The organism is Janthinobacterium sp. SUN100 (assembly GCF_030397705.1).
GTDB classification, from domain to species: domain Bacteria; phylum Pseudomonadota; class Gammaproteobacteria; order Burkholderiales; family Burkholderiaceae_D; genus Janthinobacterium; species Janthinobacterium kumbetense.
The window spans coordinates 1,738,605-1,755,948 of the sequence record NZ_JAPUBU010000001.1 but is presented as its reverse complement, the minus strand read 5'-3'; the positions used below and the strand labels follow the sequence as shown (position 1 = coordinate 1,755,948).

9 protein-coding genes are annotated in these 17,344 nt (G+C 65.7%); all 9 read left to right on the top strand.

What is annotated here, in order from left to right:
• The first annotated feature begins 61 nt into the window (after nucleotides 1–61).
• The 9 genes from O0881_RS07685 (at nucleotide 62) to O0881_RS07645 (ending at nucleotide 17,289) form a co-directional block, all read left to right on the top strand.
• The gene (locus O0881_RS07685; RefSeq protein WP_251351464.1) at nucleotides 62–2,062 is read left to right on the top strand and encodes an alkaline phosphatase PhoX; all 2,001 of its coding nucleotides are present in this window, start codon (nucleotides 62–64) and stop codon (nucleotides 2,060–2,062) included.
• 206 nt (nucleotides 2,063–2,268) lie between these two features.
• Complete coding sequence (locus tag O0881_RS07680) at nucleotides 2,269–3,486, top strand: YeeE/YedE family protein (RefSeq protein ID WP_289910784.1); 1,218 nt, start codon at nucleotides 2,269–2,271, stop codon at nucleotides 3,484–3,486.
• 69 nt (nucleotides 3,487–3,555) lie between these two features.
• Nucleotides 3,556–5,034, top strand: a complete 1,479-nt coding sequence (locus tag O0881_RS07675; RefSeq protein ID WP_289910783.1) for a sodium:solute symporter — start codon at nucleotides 3,556–3,558, stop codon at nucleotides 5,032–5,034.
• Between the two features lie 75 nt (nucleotides 5,035–5,109).
• Nucleotides 5,110–6,984, top strand: a complete 1,875-nt coding sequence (gene sppA, locus O0881_RS07670) for a signal peptide peptidase SppA (RefSeq protein ID WP_289910782.1) — start codon at nucleotides 5,110–5,112, stop codon at nucleotides 6,982–6,984.
• 196 nt (nucleotides 6,985–7,180) lie between these two features.
• A complete protein-coding gene (locus O0881_RS07665) occupies nucleotides 7,181–7,720 on the top strand; it encodes a GNAT family N-acetyltransferase (protein WP_289910781.1) in 540 nt (179 codons plus the stop codon).
• Between the two features lie 407 nt (nucleotides 7,721–8,127).
• A complete protein-coding gene (locus O0881_RS07660) occupies nucleotides 8,128–9,495 on the top strand; it encodes an efflux RND transporter periplasmic adaptor subunit (RefSeq protein ID WP_289910780.1) in 1,368 nt (455 codons plus the stop codon).
• A complete protein-coding gene (locus tag O0881_RS07655; RefSeq protein ID WP_289910779.1) occupies nucleotides 9,492–12,611 on the top strand; it encodes an efflux RND transporter permease subunit in 3,120 nt (1,039 codons plus the stop codon). The genes O0881_RS07660 and O0881_RS07655 overlap by 4 nt, the downstream gene beginning before the upstream one ends.
• Nucleotides 12,608–15,862 (top strand): efflux RND transporter permease subunit, encoded by a 3,255-nt coding sequence (locus O0881_RS07650; protein ID WP_289910778.1) that lies wholly within the window; start codon nucleotides 12,608–12,610, stop codon nucleotides 15,860–15,862. Before O0881_RS07655 ends, O0881_RS07650 begins: the two co-directional genes overlap by 4 nt.
• Entirely contained in the window at nucleotides 15,859–17,289 is a 1,431-nt protein-coding gene (locus O0881_RS07645) for an efflux transporter outer membrane subunit (protein ID WP_289910777.1), read from the top strand. The genes O0881_RS07650 and O0881_RS07645 overlap by 4 nt, the downstream gene beginning before the upstream one ends.
• Nucleotides 17,290–17,344 lie beyond the last annotated feature (55 nt).

The following is a 17,344-nucleotide window of genomic DNA, read 5'->3' as shown; positions in this document are numbered from 1 at the left end:
CCGGCCTCGTATTCCAGCAGGTCTGTCCCACGATATTTATTTATAACGGAAGAAACAAAAAATGTCGAATTACGCCCCTGAGTCCTCACGCCGCCGCCTGTTGCAACTGTTTGCCGGTGCCCCCATGCTGCCTTTGGCCGGCTTGACCGGCGTCAGCGCTTTTCTGTCCGGTTGTGGCGGCAGTTCGGATAACGACGTGCCAGCGGTGACGCCGCCAGTCGTTCCTGCCGCGACGTTTACCACGGCGGAATTCACCGGCATGGCCGCGCCACTGGCGAGTTCGCCTGCCGCGCTGGCCACGACCACCGTCGGCTCCAAGCTCAAGGTCAATTTCAGCGATGGCAGCAGCAACAGCTATAACCTGGCGTACCAGCCTTTCTTCCTGACGGGCGACCGGGTGCCGGACGGCAAGGGCGGCACCGTGATCGCGGGCGGCTACTTCGACATCAAGAACCAGCCCATCATCGACAGTTCGGTGCCGGGCAAGGAACGCCAGTTCTTCTCGGATTCGCCGGACGGCAGCTCGATGCTGACGGTGGCCAACGCCAGCGTGAGCGGCGTCAAGGGCAAGCCAGTGTTTGCCGTGGTGCAATTTGAATACAATTCGCTGAACCAGGCCGGCGCTTCCACCTACGGCACGCTGCCGTCGCCGATCGCCGTGCTGAGCCTGGACCAGGACCAGACCACCGGCAAGCTGTCGCTGGTGAAATACCACAATGTCGATACCTCGCTGGTGAAGGGCCTGTGGATTACCTGCGGCGCCAGCCTGTCGCCGTGGAATACCCATCTGTCGAGCGAAGAGTACGAACCCGACGCCTTCGACCAGGGCCTGGGCGGCCAGACCTTGGCCGTGCTCAAAGAATTCAGCAAGAACGTCTTCGGCGATACGACGACCGCCAATCCGTACGACTACGGCCACCTGCCGGAAGTGTCGGTCAACCCGGACGGCACCGGCAGCATCAAGAAGCACTATTGCCTGGGCCGCTACTCGCGCGAACTGGTGCAGGTGATGCCGGACCAGCGCACCATCCTGGGCGGCGACGACTATACGAATGGCGGGCTGTTCATGTTCGTGGCCGACAAGGTCGCCGACCTGGCCGCAGGCGGCACCCTGTACGTCGCCAAGTACACGACCCAGCTGACCGAGACCACCACCGGCAAGCTGCAATGGGTCAAGCTGGGCCATGCGACGCACGCCGAGATCAAGGCGCTGGTCGACGGCGGCATCAAGGCCACCGACATCATGGATTCGACCCTGGCCGATCCGTCCGACGCCAGCTACACGAAGATCGTGCTGAACAAGAAAACCGCCTGGGTCAGGGTCAAGGCCGGCCAGGAAAAAGCCGCCGCCTTCCTGGAAACCCACCGCTACGCGGCCCTTAAGGGCGGCAGCATGGCGTTTACCAAGAACGAGGGCACGACGGTCAACGCCAAGGACAAGATCGCCTACTCGGCATATGCCAACATCCAGGATTCGATGGTCGAAGGCGGTTCGGGCTACGTGGCCGGCCACAACGTCAAGTTCAAGAAACTGGTGGCGGGCGCCGTCGTGTCGCACAAGCTGACGGGCGGACAGAAGGATGACACGGGCGCGGCGATCGACAGCGAATGGGTGCCGAGCGAATCGACCCTGCTGATCGCTGGCGAAGACATCGCGGCCGATGGCCTGGGCAACACGGCCAACCCGGCCAAGATCGCCAGCCCCGACAACCTGAAGTTCTCGGAAAAACTGCGCACCCTGTTCATCGGCGAGGACAGCGGCAACCACCTGAACAACTTCCTGTGGGCGTATAACGTCGATACCAAGAAGCTGGAGCGCTTGCTGTCGTGCCCGGCCGGCGCGGAATCGACGGGCCTGCATGCGGTCGACGAAATCAATGGCTGGACCTATGTGATGAGCAACTTCCAGCATCCGGGCGACGAGTGGAGCCGCTTCCCCGCCTTGCCGTCGGCGCTGAAGGATCAGATCAACATCATCATCAACACCAACTACAACAGCAAGGCCAGCGGCGCTGTCGGCTACCTGACGGCGGAACTGGCGCAGGTGAAACTGTCGAAGTGATGCGCGTCAGCTGACGCCGCAGCGGGCACGCAGGGCAGGCAGGCGCTGGCCTTCCCTGCCGGTGCGTGCCCCTCGCCATCCGCTCCGTCCCTCGACCCGGGTGACGGGGCGGTTGGCGTGGCGGCGTCCGGCGGACGGCTAACTTGCTGGCAGAAAACAGCAAAACGGGGGAAAATGGTGTTTCCCTTCCTTTAGCGTCCCCCATCATGTCCGATATTGCAGCTTCGCCGCCAGGCCTGCGCGCCGCCATCAATCCGAAACCGCTGGGCGTCGCCCTGTTGCTCATCCTGATCGGTGCGTGGTACCTGGCGCACACCGTCGGCATCAACCAGGCCGCGCTGTATGTGGTGGGCGCCTTGCTCGGCATCACCCTGTATCACGCGGCTTTCGGCTTCACGTCCGCCTGGCGCGTCTTCATCGCCGATGGCCGCGGCGACGGCTTGCGCGCGCAAATGCTGATGCTGGCCGTGGGCGTGGCGCTGTTTTTCCCCGCGCTGTCGGCCGGCACCCTGTTCGGCACGCCCGTCGCGGGCCTCGTTTCTCCCGCCGGCACGTCCGTCATCTTCGGCGCCTTCATCTTCGGCATCGGCATGCAGCTGGGCGGCGGTTGCGCCTCCGGCACCTTGTATACAGTCGGTGGGGGCAGCACGCGCATGCTCATCACCCTGGCCGCCTTCATCGTCGGCTCCGTGATCGGCACGGCGCACATGCCGCTCTGGACGGCGCTGCCGCAGCTCAAGCCGATTTCCCTCGTCACGACCCTGGGCCTGGCGCCCGCGCTGGCGCTGAACTGGATCGTCTTTGCCTTGATCGCCGCCATCACGGTCTTCGTTGAAAAGCGCCGCCATGGCAAGCTCGTCGCCACGCCCCTGCGCCCGGCGCAGGCGTCGCCCTGGCTGCATGGCCCGTGGCCGCTGGTGGCGGGCGCCGTTGCGCTCGTCGTGCTGAACTTCGCCACGCTGGCGCTGTCGGGCCGTCCATGGGGCGTGACGTCGGCGTTCGCCCTGTGGGGCGCCAAGGCGGCGTCCGTGGTCGGCATCGACACGGCCAGCTGGGCTTACTGGTCCAACAAGGCGAATGCCGCCGCCCTGGCCGCGCCATTGACGCAAGACAAGACTTCCGTGATGGATATCGGCATCGTGCTGGGCGCCATGCTGGCGGCCGCGCTGGCCGGCCGCTACGCGCCCGTGTGGCGCATCCCGCGCCGCTCGCTGATCGCCGCCATCGTCGGCGGCTTGCTGCTCGGCTACGGCGCGCGCCTGGCCTACGGCTGCAACATCGGCGCGTATTTCAGCGGCATCGTCTCGGGCAGCTTGCACGGCTGGCTGTGGCTGGTGTGCGCCTTCCTGGGCAACGTCATCGGCACGCGTTTGCGTCCGTGGTTCGGCCTGGAAGTGGAAAAAGTCAAACCGACCGGCTGCTGACGCCGGCGTCAACAGGGGCTTTGCTGTATATTTCTGCCCCTGTTCACCTTTGCCGCCAGCGCAACATCCATGTCCCCAGTCATCCTGTTTGCCGTCGTCCTCGCGTATTTCCTGATCTTGCTGGGCGTGGCGTGGCGCACCTCGCGCCATGCCACCAACGACAGTTTTTTCATCGGCAACAAGGACAGCAACTGGATGCTGGTGGCCTTCGGCATGGTGGGCACGACCTTGACGGGCGTGACCTTCATCAGCGTGCCCGGCGCCGTGGGCAGCAACGGCTTCGGCTATATCCAGCTGATGATCGGCTATGTGCTCGGTTACCTGGCCATCACCTTCATCCTGCTGCCGCTGTACTACCGGCTGCAGCTCACGTCGATTTACCGCTATCTGGAATTGCGCCTGGGGCGGCGCTCCTACCAGAGCGGGGCGGCGTTTTTCATCGTTTCGCGCCTGCTGGGCGCCACGGCGCGGCTGTATCTGGTGGTCAATATCCTGCAGGCAACTATTCTCGACAGCTTCGGCGTGCCGTTCTGGCTGACGGCGTGCGTCGTGCTGCTGCTGATCCTGATCTACACGTATGAAGGGGGCGTCAAGACCATCGTCTGGACCGATACCCTGCAAACGGCGTGCATGCTGGCCGGTCTCGTCATCTGCAGCGTGTTTTTGCTGCGCGAGATGGATTTGTCGCTCGTCGACAGCCTCGAACGCATGCGCGCGCAAGGCCTCACGCGCATCTTCACCACCGACCCGGACAGCCCCGCCTACGTGTGGAAGCATATTCTTGCCGGCATGTTCATCACCATTGCCATGACGGGCATGGACCAGGAAATGATGCAAAAGAACATCTCCGTGCGGACCCTGCGCGACTCGCAAAAGAATATGCTCAGCCTGACCGTGGTGCTGACCGGCGTGCTGCTGCTGTTCCTCTTCCTGGGCGGCTTGCTGCACCTGTACGCGCCGCTGGCCGGCGTGACGGCCACGGGCGATAAATTGTTCCCCGCCGTGGTGCTCGGGCATTTCCCCGCCGTGGTGCAGCTGATTTTCTTCATCGCCCTCATTTCCGCCCTGTTTCCCAGCGTGGACGGGGCGCTCACGGCCTTGACGTCCACCTTCTGCATCGACATCCTGGGCTTGCAGCGGCGGCCGGATTTGAGCCCGGCCGTGCAGATGCGCTGGCGCCGCAAGGTGCACCTGGGCTTTGCGGCCCTGTTCTTGATCCTGATCATGGCCTTCAAGTGGCTCGATGATCCCAGCATGATAGGCGTGATCCTGAAGCTGGCCAGCTATACCTACGGTCCGCTGCTGGGCCTGTTCGCCTTCGGCCTGCTGAGCCGGCGCGGCGTGCGCGACCGCTGGGTGCCTTTGGTGGCCGTGGCCGGGCCGCTGCTGTGCGCGCTGATCGAGCAGGAGCAGGCGCTGCTGTTCGCGCATTACCGCCTCGGCCTGGAATTGCTGATACTGAACGGTTCCCTCGTGCTGGGTGGCCTGTTCCTCATTTCCACGCCGCCAGGGCAGGGCGCCCAGGGCGCGCAATACTTGTCAAAATAAGACGAATCCCAAGGCGATCGCGGCCATTTTCAGCTATATTGATTTCCTTTAGGTACATAACCTCACGGAGCATCAATGTCACTCAACCCCTTCCCGCCGCTGCGCCGCGGTTTTGGCGCATTCTGGCGCGCGCTGGACGCCACCCGCCGCGCGGTCATCAATCTGATTTTCCTGCTGATCGTCATCGCCATCCTGATCGCCATCTTTGGCGGCGGCGCCAAGCCCCTGGCGGAAAAGACCACGCTGGTGCTGGACTTGCAAGGCCCGCTGGTCGAGGAAACCCCGGGCGGCGTGCGCGAAGCGGTGCTGGCCAATGTCAGCGGCGAAGTCAAGAAAAACGTGCAGCTGCGCGACGTGCTGGCCGTGCTCGATACGGCGGCCAAGGACAAGAACATCGGTTCCATGGTCATCCTGCTCGACGAATTGCAGGGCGGCGGCCTCGCTTCGCTGCGCGAAGTGGCGGCCGGCGTGGAACGCTTCCGCGCCACGGGCAAGAAAGTGACGGCCTGGGGTTCCAGCTACAACCAGCGCCAGTACCTGGTGGCGGTCAAGGCCGACGAGGTCTTCCTGCACCCGATGGGCGGCGTCATGCTGGAAGGCTTTGGCCGCTACCGCAATTACTACCGCGACGCGCTCGACAAGGTGGGCGTGACGGTCAACCTGCTGAAAGTGGGCACGTATAAAAGCGCGGCCGAGCCTTTCATCGCCAACGGCCCGTCCGAAGCGGCGGCCGAAGCGGACCGCTACCTGAACAACGGCCTGTGGACCACCTACACGACGGACGTGGAAAAGGCGCGCAAGCTGCCGGCCGGCGCCATCATGCAATCGATCGATGCGCTGCCGGCGCTGATGACGGCGGCCGGCGGCGACCTGGGCAAGCTGTCGCTGGACGCCAAGCTGGTCGATGGCCTGAAAACGCGCGACGAACTGCGCCAGTTCATGATGGCGCGCGGCGCGAAGAACACGGAAGGCACGAATTTCCGCCAGGTGAACTACACCGACTACCTGGCGCGCCTGCGCCCCGTGCACATCGGCGACGCCGTCGGCGTGGTCATCGCCTCCGGTGAAATCGGCGACGGCATCGCGCCACCGGGCGCCATCGGCGGCCTGTCCACCTCGCGTCTGATCCGCCAGGCGCGCGAAGACAAGTCGATCAAGGCCGTCGTGCTGCGCGTCGATTCGCCGGGCGGCAGCGCCTTCGGCTCGGAATTGATCCGCCGCGAACTGGAACTGACGCGCGCCGCCGGCAAGCCGGTGGTCGTCTCGATGGGCAACGTGGCCGCTTCCGGCGGCTACTGGATCAGCACCTCGTCCGACGAAGTCATCGCCGACGCGGCCACCATCACCGGTTCCATCGGCGTGTTCGCGATTTTGCCGACAGCCGACAAAGTCGTGGAAAAGCTGGGCGTCCACACGGCCGGCTCGCCGACCACCTGGCTGGCCGACGCGGGCAACCCTTTGCGTCCGCTCGACCCCCGCTTTGCGCAAGTGATCCAGGGTTCGATCAACCACGTGTATGGGGACTTCCTGAATCTGGCCGCCAAGGCGCGCAAGACGACGCCGGAAAAGATCAATGAAGTGGCGCAGGGCCGCGTCTGGACGGGCTTGCAGGCCAAGGAACGCAACCTGGTCGACCGCATCGGCAGCTACGGCGATGCGCTGGCGTCGGCGGCCAAGCGCGCCAACCTGGGCGCCGACTACCGCGTGACGTACCTGGAGCAGGAAACGTCGAACGTGGACCGCCTGATCGGCATGTTCGGCTCCAAGGCCATGGCCTCGCTGGGACTGGGCGAGCACGTGAAACTGGGCCTGGCCGGCACGGGCTTGCCGGCCGACGCGGCGCTGGGCATGGCGCAGGACCTGAGCTGGCTGTCCGGCATCACGCGCGAGCACAAACCATTCATGGCCCTCACGCACTGCCTGTGCGAGGTGCCACTCGGCAGCAAGTAACACCTGACCAAATCTACTGCGCTCGATGATTTGCGGCCTGCGATGCTCACTGTGCTCAAGCACAGCTCCGCTTCTCGGTCACAACTCATCTTCGCTCGCTACGATTTTGTCAGGCGTTACACGGCAATATAGATGACATACTCAAGCCGGCTTCGCCCGGCTTGTTTCACATCAGGAGCAAGGCATGGCAAGCGACATGAACGAAAAAACCGGCACGGCCATCACCATCCGCCCCTGCGCCAAGGGCGACGAGCTGGCGCTGGCGCTGGTGGGGCAATCGACCTTCCTGGAAGCGTTCGCCGGCATCCTCGATGGCGCCGACGTCATCGCCCATTGCCAGCGCCAGCACGACGCGCAGCTGTACCGCGATTGGCTGGCGCTGCCGGCCATGCGGTTGTGGCTGGCCGAGGCCACGCCGGGCGGCGCGCCCGTCGGCTACCTGGTCCTCAGTCCCGCCGGCCTGCCGGTGGCCGACCCGCGGCCGGACGACCTGGAAATCAAGCGCGTCTACCTGCTGCACCGCTTCCAGGGGCAGCGCGTGGGCCAGCGCCTGATGCAGGCGGCCGTGGAACAGGCGCGCGCCGGCGGGGCGGGACGGGTGCTGCTGGGCGTGTACGCGGAAAACCACGATGCGCTGGCGTTTTATGCGCGCTGCGGCTTTGCGCAGGTGGGCCGGCGCACCTTCCGCGTGGGCCGCACCGACTATCAGGATGTCATCCTCGGCATGACGCTGTAAGCGCCAACGGCCTGCGTTGCGCCAGGTCAAGCCGGCTGGCGGGAGATTTGTAGCGAGTTTGTATCTGCATGCGAGTCGCCCGCGCGCCGCCGGCGCCGGGGCGCGACGCCCCGCAAGCCTGATTCTTCCACCGTTCCCCCACAGGGGCGGCGTGCCTGCCGGCCCGCCTGATCCTTCCATGCCTGCCAGGCTGTGTGTAATTGTTTCAAGTAGAAATGAAACAGTTACATGACTATGCTAGAGTCGTTTCACGCTAGGGAGCGATGTTTTTTCAGCTGACTTTCAGCTCTTGACTCCCCCGGCTTTGTACCGAAACAACCCCGAAAAACGGTCGTCCGGCCTGAGTGTGTTCCACCTCGGCCGGCGCCACAGACTCGCCGTGCCAGCGGCCTAGACAAGGATAAGCGATGGATTCGCAGACTACACCCAACACCCCGCGGCGCAGCCGCCGTTCGAAAATCGTCGGCACGGTCATCGCGCTGGCCGTGATGGCTGCGCTGGGGGGCGGTGCCTGGTACCTGACCCATTCGGGCGTCAGCGCGCAGCCCGGCGCCGGTGGCCCCGGAGGGCCGGGAGGCCCGGGCGGGCGCCGCGGCGGCCCCTCGACCACCGTGGGCGTGGCCACGGCCGTGAAATCCGACTTGCCCGTGGTGCTCGATGCGCTGGGCACGGTGACGGCTGCGTCCACCGTGACGGTGCGCCCGCAGGTGTCGGGCATTTTGAAGGAGCTGAAATTCAAGGAAGGCGGCATGGTCAAGGCGGGCCAGGTGGTGGCGCAGATCGACCCGGCCCAGTTCGAGATGGCGCTGATGCAGGCCACGGGCCAGCGCCAGCGCGATGAAGCGCAGCTGGAAAACGCGCGCCTGACCCTGAAACGCTATCAAACCCTGCTGGGCCAGGATTCCATCGCCCGCCAGGATGTCGACACGCAGGCCGCCCTGGTCAAACAGTTGGAAGGTACCGTGATGACGGACCGCGCCGCCGAAGGCACGGCCAGGCTGAACCTGGGCTACACCAAGGTGGTGTCGCCGATCAGCGGCCGCGCGGGCTTGAAGGTGGTCGATATCGGCAACCTGGTGAGCACCAGCGACACGGGCGGCGTGGTGGTGGTGACGCAGCTGTCGCCCATCGACGTGGAATTTTCCGTGCCGCAGGATAAGGTGCAGACGATCCAGGAACGCCTGAATGGCGGCACGGCCCTGGCGGCGCTGGCGCTGGACCGCACGCGTACGCATACCCTGGACAAGGGCAGCCTGACGGCGCTGGACAACCAGGTCGACGTGCAGACGGGCACCGTGCGCGCCAAGGCCCGCTACACGAACGACAAGATGGCCCTGTTCCCCAGCCAGTTCGTCAACGTGCGCCTGGAACTGGGCAACATCACGGGCGCCGTGCTGGTGCCCGTCACGGCCTTGCGCCACAGCAATAACGGCGACTTCGTGTATGTGCTGAAAGCGGACAAGACCGTCACCGTGCGCATGGTCACGCGGGGCCAGGCGACCACCGACATGGTGGAAATCCGCGCCGGCCTGGAAGCGGGCGAGCAAGTCATCACGGAAGGCGCCGACCGCCTGAAGGAAGGTGCGAAAGTGACCCTGGCGGGCGACAAGCCTGCCATGGGCGGCGCCGGTGCTGCCGGTGCGGCCGGGGCGAACGGCGAACGCCGCCACCGCCGCCAGCACGCTGACGGCGCGGCCAGCGCATCGGCGTCCGCATCCGCATCCGCGCCAGCCGCAGTGCCAGCTACTGCGCCGGCGAAGGGCGCAGCGCAATGAGTCCATCGACTCCCTTCATCAAGCGCCCCGTCGCCACGGCGCTGCTGATGCTGGCCATCGTGCTGGCGGGGCTGGTCGGCTTCAAGTTCCTGCCGCTGGCCGCCTTGCCGCAGGTGGACTTCCCCACCATCCAGGTGCAGACCCTGTATCCGGGCGCCAGTCCCGAAGTCATGGGGCAGACCGTGACGGCGCCGCTGGAGCGCCAGTTCGGGCAGATGTCCGGCTTGCAGCGCATGAGTTCCACCAGCGCGGCCGGCGTCTCCATCATCACCCTGCAATTCACCCTGGGCCAGACGCTGGACGTGGCCGAGCAGGAAGTGCAGGCCGCCATCAACGCGGGCGGCTCGCTGCTGCCCACCGACTTGCCGGCGCCGCCCGTGTACGCGAAGATCAACCCGGCCGACGCGCCCGTGCTGACCCTGGCGATTACCTCGGACACGATGCCGCTGACGCAGGTGCAGAACATCGTCAACACGCGCCTGGCGCTGAAGATCAGCCAGGTCAACGGCGTGGGCCTCGTGTCGCTGTCGGGCGGCCAGCGTCCCGCCGTGCGCATCCAGGGCGACACCAAATTGCTGGCCTCGTACGGCCTGGGTCTCGACAGCCTGCGCACGGCCATCGCGGCGGCCAACGTCAACAGCGCCAAGGGCAGTTTCGACGGCCCCACGCGCTCGTTCACCATCAACGCCAACGATCAACTCGTGACGGCGGAAGACTACAAGCGCCTGATCATCACCTATAAAAACGGCGCGCCCGTGCGCCTGTCCGACGTGGCCAATGTCGTCGACAGCGCGGAAAACACGCGCCTGGGCGCCTGGTCCGGCAAGCAGCCGGCCATCATCCTGAACGTGCAGCGCCAGCCCGGCGCCAACGTCATCAAGACGGTCGACGCCATCAAGGCCCTGCTGCCCGACCTGCAGGCCAGCCTGCCGGCTGCCATGAAGCTCGACGTGCTGAGCGACCGCACGACGGGCATCCGCGCCTCCGTCGAACATGTGGAAATGGAACTGCTGCTGTCCGTGCTGCTGGTGGTGCTGGTGATCTTCGCCTTCCTGCACAGCATGCGCGCCACCGTGATCGCCAGCCTGTCCGTGCCGATTTCGCTGATCGGCGCCTGCGGCGTCATGTATTTGCTCGGCTACAGCCTGAACAACCTGTCCCTGATGGCGCTGACGATAGCCACGGGCTTCGTCGTCGATGACGCCATCGTCATGATCGAAAACATCGCCCGCTACATCGAAGAGGGCGAAACGCCGATGGCCGCCGCCCTGAAAGGCGCGTCGCAGATCGGCTTTACCATCATCTCGCTGACCGTGTCACTGATCGCCGTGCTCATTCCCCTGCTGTTCATGGGCGACGTGGTGGGCCGGCTGTTCCGCGAATTCGCCATGACCCTGGCCATCACCATCCTGATTTCCGCCGTGGTGTCGCTCACCCTGGTGCCGATGATGTCGGCGCGCTGGCTGAAGAGCCATGCCGATGAAAAAATCAGCGCCACGGGCCAGCGCATCCAGGCTTTCCTCGACAAGGTGATCGTGCAGTACGACCATGCCCTCGTGTGGGTCTTGAAACGCCAGGGCCTGACCTTGCTCGTCGCCCTGGCCACCTTGCTGCTGACCGTCATTCTGTACATCACGATTCCGAAGGGACTGTTCCCCACGCAGGACACGGGCCAGCTGCAGGCGCGCATCGAAACCTCGCAAGCCGTCTCGTACGAGCGCATGGCCACCTTGCAGCAGGCAGCCGCCAGCGCGCTGCTGGAAGACCCTGCTGTCGATACCTTGAGTTCCCTCGTCGGCGTCGATGCGGCCAACAATACCATGCTGCATACGGGTAGCATGCTGATCAATCTCAAGCGTCCGCGCAGCGGCAGCCAGGACGAGATCATGGAGCGCCTGCGCGACCGCGTGGCCAAGGTGGCCGGCGTGACCCTGTATCTGCAGCCGACGCAGGATCTGACCATCGATGCGGAATCGGGGCCGACGCAGTACCGCGTTTCGCTCGAAGGGGCCGACACGGCCACCGTCACCGAGTGGGCCGGCAAGCTGGCGGCGCGCATGCGCGAAAAATCGCAGCTGCGCAACGTCGTCACGGATGCGGGCGCCACGGGCGCCGCCGTGACGGTCGCCATCGACCGCGACAGCGCCGCGCGCATGTCCGTCACCACGGCCACCGTCGACGATGCGTTGTACAACGCCTTCGGCCAGCGCATCATTTCGACGATTTTCACGGAAACCAACCAGTACCGCGTGATCCTCGAAGCGCAGCCGGGCATCGTCACGACACCGTCCGACCTGTCGGACCTGCAGGTGCGCACGGGTTCCGGCAAGTCGACGCCGCTGTCCGCCTTTGCCAGCGTCAGCGAAAAACAGGCGCCGCTGCAAATCACGCACGTGGCGCAATACCCGGCCACGACGCTGGGCTTTGATACGACGCAAGGCGTGGCCCTGGGCAGCGCCGTCGACGCCATCCGCCAGGCGGCGAAAGACATCGCCTTGCCGCCATCGGTGACCTTGACCTTCCTCGGCGCGGCCGGCGCGTATGAAAACTCGCTGTCGAACCAGCTGTGGCTCATTCTGGCCGCCGTCGTTTGCGTGTACATCGTGCTGGGCGTGCTGTACGAAAGCTACATCCACCCGCTGACGATCTTGTCGACGCTGCCGTCGGCCGGCGTGGGCGCCTTGCTGGCGCTGATGATTTCCGGGCAAGACCTGGGCGTGATCGGCATCATCGGCATCATCCTCCTGATCGGCATCGTCAAGAAGAACGCCATCATGATGATCGACTTCGCCATCGAGGCCGAGCGCGATGAGGGAAAAAACCCGCAGGAAGCCATCCACCAGGCGGCGCTGCTGCGCTTCCGCCCGATTTTGATGACGACCCTGGCGGCCCTGTTCGCGGCCGTGCCGCTGATGCTGGGCTGGGGCGAGGGCGCCGAGTTGCGCCGTCCGCTGGGCCTGGCCATCTTCGGCGGCTTGATCGTCAGCCAGGTGCTGACCCTGTTTACCACGCCCGTCATCTACCTGGGCTTCGACCGCCTGGGCCAGCGCTTCGCGCGCAAGACGCCCGCGGTGAAGCTGGACAAGCCGGCCGATAACGCGGGGAGCGCCGCGTGAACCTGTCCGAACCGTTCGTCAAGCGCCCCATCGCCACCGTGCTGCTGACCATCGGTATCGCGCTGGCGGGCATCGGCGCCTTCTTCGTGCTGCCCGTCTCGCCGCTGCCGCAGGTCGATTATCCGACCATTTCCGTCAGCGCCAGCCTGCCCGGCGCCAGCCCCGCGACCATGGCCACGTCGGTGGCCACGCCGCTGGAACGGCGCCTGGGCGTGATCTCGGGCGTCAACGAGATGACGTCGTCGTCGGGCACGGGCTCGGCGCGCATCAATCTGCAGTTCGACTTGAACCGCAAGATCGATTCGGCCGCGCGCGAAGTGCAGGCGGCCATTGCCGCCTCGCGCGTGGACTTGCCGGCCACCTTGCGCAGCAACCCCACCTACCGCAAGGCCAATCCGTCCGACGCACCCGTGATCATCCTGGCGCTGACGTCGAAGACGCGCACGCCGGGCCAGATCTACGACGCCGTGTCGAACCTGGTGCAGCAAAAGGTGGCGCAAGTCAAGGGCGTGGGCGACGTGGAACTGGGCGGCGGCTCGCTGCCGGCCGTGCGCGTGGAATTGCTGCCGTACCAGCTCAATCACTATGCCGTATCGATGGAAGACGTGCGCGCGGCCATCCAGGCCAGCAACGCCAACCGCCCGAAAGGGGCGATTTCCGGCGACGAGCGCAGCCTGCAGATCTATTCGGGCGCGGCGACGGCGTCGGGCGGGCGCAGCGCCGCCGATTACCGCAGCCTGGTGGTGGCCTGGCGCGACGGCGCCGCCATCCGCCTCGACGACGTGGCCGAAGTGGTCGACGGCGTGGAAAACAGCAATACCCTGGGCTTGTTCAATGGCGACCCGGCCGTCATCGTGCTGATCACGCGCCAGCCGGGCGCCAATGTCATCGCCACGGTGGACGGCGTGCGCGCGCTGCTGCCGCAACTGCAGGCGCAGCTGCCCGGCGACATCAAGCTGCAGGTGGCGTCCGACAGCACCAATTCCATCCGCTCGTCCCTGCATGAGATCGAGTTCACGCTGATCCTGTCCATCGTGCTCGTCGTGCTGGTGGTCAGCGCCTTTTTGCGCAGCGTGCGCGCCACCATCATCCCGGCCGTGGCCACCATCGTCTCTTTGCTGGGCACCTTCGGCGTGATGTACATGCTGGGCTTTTCGCTAAATAACCTTTCCTTGATGGCGCTCACGGTGGCCACGGGCTTTGTCGTCGATGATGCCATCGTGGTGCTGGAAAATACGCAGCGCCACATCGAGGCGGGCATGGACCGTTTCAAGGCGGCCCTGCTGGGCGCGCGCGAAGTGGGCTTTACGGTGCTGTCGATCAGCCTGTCGCTGGTGGCCGTCTTCATCCCGCTGCTGTTCATGGGCGGCCAGGTGGGGCGGCTGTTCCGCGAATTCGCCGTGACCCTGTCGGCCGCCGTGATGATTTCGCTCGTCATCTCGCTCACCACGACGCCGATGATGTGCGCCTGGCTGCTGAAAAGCGGGCAGCACCACAAGCCGCCAGGCGTCGTCGCGCGCTGGTTCGAACGGGGTTTCGAGCGCATGCTGAACGTGTATGAACACTGCCTGGACTGGGCTCTGTCGAGCGCCGCTCTCGTGATGACGATTCTCGTGTTCGTCGTCGGCCTGAACGTGTACCTGTTCGCGGCCGCGCCCAAGGGCTTTTTCCCGCAGCAGGACACGGGCCAGATCAACGGCGGCATGCGCGCCGACCAGAGCATCTCGTTCCAGGCCATGCAGGCCAAATTGCGCCAGCTGGTCGACATCATCAAGGACGATCCGGCCGTCGCCACCGTCGTCGGGTTCACGGGCGGCGGCAGGGCAGGGGGCGGCTTCATGTTCATCGATTTGAAGCCGGCCTCGCAGCGCACGGACAAGGGGCAAGCCGTGATCGCCCGCCTGCGCCCGCAGCTGGCCAAGGTGACGGGCATTTCGCTGTTCCTCAACCCCGTGCAGGATTTGCGCATGGGCGGGCGTTCCAGCAATTCCACGTACCAGTACACCCTGATCAGCGACAACCAGGCGGACTTGAAGAAATGGGCGGCGAAACTGGCCGACCAGATGAAGCTGCAGCCGGCCCTGATCGACGTGGACACGGACCAGGCGGAAAACGGCGTGGAAACGTTTGTTTCCATCGACAAGGACCGCGCCACGCAGCTGGGCGTACAGGTGAAGGATATCGACAATGCGCTGTACAACAGCTTCGGCCAGCGCCAGGTGGCGACCATCTACGATGAGCTGAACCAGTACCACGTGATCATGGAAGTGGCGCCCCGCTACGCGCAAAGCCCGGAAGCGCTGCGCTCCGTGTACGTGCCCGCGTCGAATGCGGCCGCCGTCGCCGCCACCGGCACGACGGCCGCCAGCACCGCCGCGGCCAGCACCAGCGTGGCCGCGACGACGTCCAATACGACGGCGGCGCGCGACCCGTCCAGCGGCTCGGCCCTGAGCACCACCCTGGCGAAGATGGTGCCGCTGTCGTCGTTCAGCAGCTTCGCGGAAAGCTCGACGGCCACGTCGATCAACCACCAGGGCGGCGAACTGGCCACCACCGTGTCGTTCAACCTGGCCGACGGCTATCCGCTCAGCGACGGGCAGGCTGCCGTGGCCCAGGCGGAGTCGGAAATCGGCATGCCGGTGAACGTGCGCGGCAGCTTCCAGGGTTCGGCGAAGAGCGCGCAGGATAGCAACAAGGAGCAGCCGCTGCTGATCTTGGCGGCCATCGTGGTGATCTACATCGTGCTGGGCATCCTGTACGAAAGCCTGATCCACCCCGTCACCGTGCTGTCGACCTTGCCGTCGGCGGGGGTGGGCGCCGTGCTGGCACTGCTGCTGTTCCGCATGGAGTTTTCCATCATCGCCCTGATCGGCGTGTTCCTGTTGATCGGTATCGTCAAGAAAAATGCTATATTGATCATCGACTTCGCGCTGGAGGCCGAGCGTTCGCGCGGGCTGACAGCTGTGGAAGCGGTGCGCGAGGCTTGTTTGCTGCGTTTCCGCCCCATTCTGATGACCACCCTGGCGGCGGCGCTTGGCGCCTTGCCGCTGGCGATCGGTTTCGGCGAGGGGTCAGAGCTACGCCAGCCCTTGGGGGTCGCCATCATCGGCGGCCTGATTGCCAGCCAGTTACTCACATTGCTGACCACCCCGGTGGTCTACATCCTGCTCGACAAGCTGCGCACGCGCAGCGCCGACGAGCAGCAATTGAGCCGCATTCCTGGGCCAGATAACCCGAGCACACAATTATGAAGCAAGTAAAACCTATCGTATCGACCGTCCCCGCACGCCACCTGCTGGCACTGGGCGCGGCCACCACCGTCCTCCTGCTGGCCGGCTGCGCCGTCAGCCCCGCGTATGAAACGCCGACGGCCGCCGCGCCGCAAACGTTCAAGGAGGCGGCCGGCTGGCAGCCTGCCGTGCCGGCCGACACCCTGGAGCGGGGACCGTGGTGGACCCTGTTCGGCGACGCCCAATTGAACCAGCTGGCCGAAGGCATCGACATCTCGAACCAGAACGTGGCCGCCGCCATCGCTTCCTACGAGCAGGCGCGCGCGCTGGTGCGCGAACAGCGCGCCTCGCTGTTCCCCACCGTGAACCTGACGGGCAGCGGCGCCCGCTCGGGCGGCGGGGGCGAGCAGCAGACGAACAACAACTTCAAGGCCGCCATCGGCGCGTCGTGGGAACCGGACGTGTGGGGCAAGCTGCGCGCCGGCGTGACGGGGGCCGATGCCAGCGCCAGCGCCAGCGCGGCCGACCTGGCCGCCGCGCGCCTGTCGGCGCAGGGCGAGCTGGCCACCAATTACTTTTCGCTGCGCCAGAGCGATGCGCAGATCGCGCTCCTGAATGCCACCATCGATGGCTACAAGCGCGTGCTCGACATCACCAGCAACCGCTTCAATTCGGGCATCGCCGCCAAGTCCGACCTGCTGCAGGCGCAGACGCAGCTGGCCAATGCGCAGATCGACCTGTCCAGCCAGACGCGTTCACGCGCGCAGCTGGAACATGCGATCGCGATACTTTTGGGCCGCGCGCCGTCGGAGTTCAGCCTGGCCGTGGCGCCGTGGACCCTGACCGTGCCCGAGGTGCCGCTGGGCGTGCCGTCGACCCTGCTGCAGCGCCGTCCCGACATCGCCGCCGCCGAGCGCCGGGTGGCCGTGGCCAACGAGCAGATCGGCATCGCCCGTTCCGCGTATTACCCGAGCCTGAACCTGACGGGCTCCTACGGTTCCGGCGCCAGCAAGGTGGGCGACCTGTTCAATGCCTCATCGAGCCTGTGGTCGCTGGGCGTGTCGGCCGCGCAAACCCTGTTCAACGCGGGCGCCACCACGGCCAGCGTGGATGCGGCCAAGGCGGGACACGAGGCGGCCGTGGCGCGCTACCGCCAGACGGTATTGAGTGCCTTTGGCGCCGTGGAAGACCAGTTGTCGGCCACGCGCGCGCTGGCCGAACAGCTGGCCCTGCGCCAGCAGGCGTCGTCCGCCGCCGACCAGGTCGAGCAGCAGATGCTGAACCGCTACAACGCGGGCCAGGTCGGCTATACGGACGTGGTGACGGCGCAAGTGATGGCCCTGTCGGCGCGCCGTTCGCTGGTGCAGGCGCAGGCGGACCGCCAGACGACGGCCGTGGCCCTGATCCAGTCGCTGGGCGGCGGCTGGCATGTGCCGCAGGCACAGTAAGGAGGCAGCCTGGCGCAGGGAAAAGCCCTGCGCCAAATTCGTGTTTTTCCGCGCA

Bases quoted from the DNA above. Each gene is read 5' to 3' on its own strand.
- O0881_RS07685 (WP_251351464.1), top strand. From the start codon at position 62: ATGTCGAATTACGCCCCTGAGTCCTCACGCCGCCGCCTGTTGCAACTG.
- O0881_RS07680 (WP_289910784.1), top strand. From the start codon at position 2,269: ATGTCCGATATTGCAGCTTCGCCGCCAGGCCTGCGCGCCGCCATCAAT.
- O0881_RS07675 (WP_289910783.1), top strand. From the start codon at position 3,556: ATGTCCCCAGTCATCCTGTTTGCCGTCGTCCTCGCGTATTTCCTGATC.
- sppA (WP_289910782.1), top strand. From the start codon at position 5,110: ATGTCACTCAACCCCTTCCCGCCGCTGCGCCGCGGTTTTGGCGCATTC.
- O0881_RS07665 (WP_289910781.1), top strand. From the start codon at position 7,181: ATGAACGAAAAAACCGGCACGGCCATCACCATCCGCCCCTGCGCCAAG.
- O0881_RS07660 (WP_289910780.1), top strand. From the start codon at position 8,128: ATGGATTCGCAGACTACACCCAACACCCCGCGGCGCAGCCGCCGTTCG.
- O0881_RS07655 (WP_289910779.1), top strand. From the start codon at position 9,492: ATGAGTCCATCGACTCCCTTCATCAAGCGCCCCGTCGCCACGGCGCTG.
- O0881_RS07645 (WP_289910777.1), top strand. From the start codon at position 15,859: ATGAAGCAAGTAAAACCTATCGTATCGACCGTCCCCGCACGCCACCTG.